The sequence below is a fragment of the Aeromonas sp. R3-1 genome (genome assembly GCF_040908345.1).
Lineage (GTDB): Bacteria > Pseudomonadota > Gammaproteobacteria > Enterobacterales > Aeromonadaceae > Aeromonas > Aeromonas veronii.
On sequence record NZ_JBFODN010000283.1, the window covers coordinates 1 to 2,546 of the forward strand.

The 2,546-nt window shown below is 53.7% G+C and carries 1 protein-coding gene; it reads left to right on the plus strand.

Translation table 11 applies throughout. From position 1 onward, the window contains the following. Positions 1 to 318 precede the first annotated feature (318 nt). Positions 319 to 2,546: retention module-containing protein (locus AB5Y85_RS20355; protein WP_368222060.1), on the plus strand; the 2,228-nt coding region annotated here is incomplete at its 3' end.

Genomic DNA, 2,546 nt, shown 5'->3' on the forward strand with positions numbered 1-2,546 from the left:
GGAGCGTTACGGAAAAGGCGTAAATATCAAAACATGTTTGCATGAGGCGCTGGGGCGCCCCATGCAACACGTAATTGGGACATAGCCTTTTTTATACCAGTCACTTCTCTTTTCGCCATTTTTCTATAACCAACTCAAGGTCAGCCTTGAATGGAGCTGTGTCTAGGGTTCTGATTTGTATTAAGAAATTCCAACTCTTCGATTTTTTTCCGTCCATTTGTTGAATTCCTCTCGAACGTACGCTTTTTTGCAACGGAACAGCGCGCTATCTCCTTCTACGGTGTAGACATCAAGATCTGTCACCTTGGAGCAATGGATATGCGTACCCAAATCATCGACAAGTCCGTGGTTGTCTCAGCTATAGAAGGCAATGTGGAGATTGTGCTGGCTGATGGAAGCAGCCGCCCTCTGCAAAAAGGGGAAATTCTCCAACCCGGAGCAAAATTGGCCATAGCTGATGACGCCAAGCTGGCTCTTTCCCCTTATGACGATACTCCTGCATCGGATGTACCGGCAGGTTCCGAGTCCGCTGAACCTGCTCAACCGCAAGTGGCGGCCAGCCAGGAAGGCGCACCTTCAGATATTGCCGCATTGCAAGAATCGATTCTGCAGGGTGTTGACCCGACTCAAAACTTTGAGGCTTCTGCTGCTGGTGGGGCACCAGCGGCCGGTGGTGGTGGCGGTATTGGTGGGGTTGCGGGGGCCAGTGGTAATGGTGGTTTCGTAACAATTGATCGAACAGGCGATGCCACGATAGCGGCTGCAGGGTTTGATACCACCTACGATACGGCCGCTGTCATCAATGAAAATCAGGCCGAAGATTTGATTCTTGAAAATCAGCTTGATGATTTGGGCGAAACCGCCGAGACCCAGGAAGACACTCAGGTCAGTGGGAATTTACTCGACAATAGTACCAATCCAGATGGGCCTGCTGATGCCTCTATCGTTTCATATGACTGGGGTATCAATATCGGAGTCCCTGCCGGTGTTGTTGCCACCATTACCGGAGTGGGCACGCTGATCATCAATCCGGATGGGAGCTATACCTTTACTCCGGCTCCTAACTATGATGGCGCAGTTCCCCCGGTTAATTATCAGGTGACTGATGGCCAGGACACAGTGACTTCAACACTCGTTATCTCCATTACTCCGGTAGATGAGGAGGTAAGTCTTGATGGGCTTACTCAGGAAGGGGGAGAGGTGTTGGTCAGTGATGCCAACTTGGCCGACGGTTCGGCACCTAACGATGCCGCGTTAACTCAAAGTGGGGTGTTTACCTTCAATGCCCAGGATGGTGTCCAAAGTCTTGCTCTGGGTAACGTTACGCTCATCACCAATGGTCAATCTGCTACCTCTTTTCCCCTGTCAATTATTAGCCCGTTAGGAAATGTCCTGACAATTACCGCGGTGACCTACAACCCTGTGACTGGTGCAGGACAAGTCAGCTACAGCTATACCCTTGGCGACAATGAAAACCACACAAGACCTGCCAATGACACCTCCTTGAGCGAGAGCTTTAGTGTCGTTTTGACTGATAGCGATGGCGACACGGCTAGCGATACCCTTGATATCACTATTTTGGATGACATTCCCACTCTGGCTGGTGATATCGGGTCAACTCTGGGTGGTCAAGTGCAGGAAGATGCGCTGACCAGCGGCAACAGCGAAGGGTCTGACCAGAGTGTGAGCGCAACAGGGCTGGCTGGCACCCTTAATACGCTGGTCAACTTTGGTGCCGATGGGGCAGGTAGCTTTGGTCTGGGCAGTGATGTCAGTAGTCTGGTGGGGCAGGAGCTGACCAGTGGCGGTGTGGCGCTGAGCTACAGCGTGGTGGGCAATGTGTTGACCGCCAGTGCAGACGGTGTGCCGGTCTTTACCCTGACCGTAGGGGCAAATGGCAGCTACAGCTTTACCCTGATTGGTCCGCTGGACCATCCGACAGCGGATGGTGATGACGGCGAACAACTGGCTGGCGTGGGTATCGACTTCTCTGGCGTACTGACGGCCAGCGATGGTGATGGCGACCCGTTGACCGATGGTTTCCCGGCAGGGAGCTTTGCCATCAAGGTGGAAGATGATGTGCCGGTGCTCAAGCAAACAGGGGGCAGTGACACTGTTGACGTCGATGAGGATGACTTGCAGGCCTTGCGTGGCGAGGATGAGTCAGAGGGTAATGACGCTGGTGAGCGCGAGCCGTTATCAGTCACAGGCAGCATAGTGGACAACGTTGCCTGGGGTGCGGACGGCTTTGGCAAGGTGACTGGTGTGAGCTGGAGCGGTGGTATGGCCACCATTGATGAAGGCCAGACCTCTGTGACGGTGTACTTTGATGCGAACGGCGCGGTGCAGGCTGAAGCAACTGGAGCGGCGGCCAGCTTGCAGGTGGATGCAGATGGCTCGTACACCTTCACCCTGGCAGACAACCTGCTGGTATCGGGTGATGCAGAGAACATCGTCAAGTTGCTGACCGATGGTTTTACCTTTGCGGCGCAGGATGGCGATGGCGACCCGGTGGTGGGTGGCATCAAGGTGAATGTAAACATCAC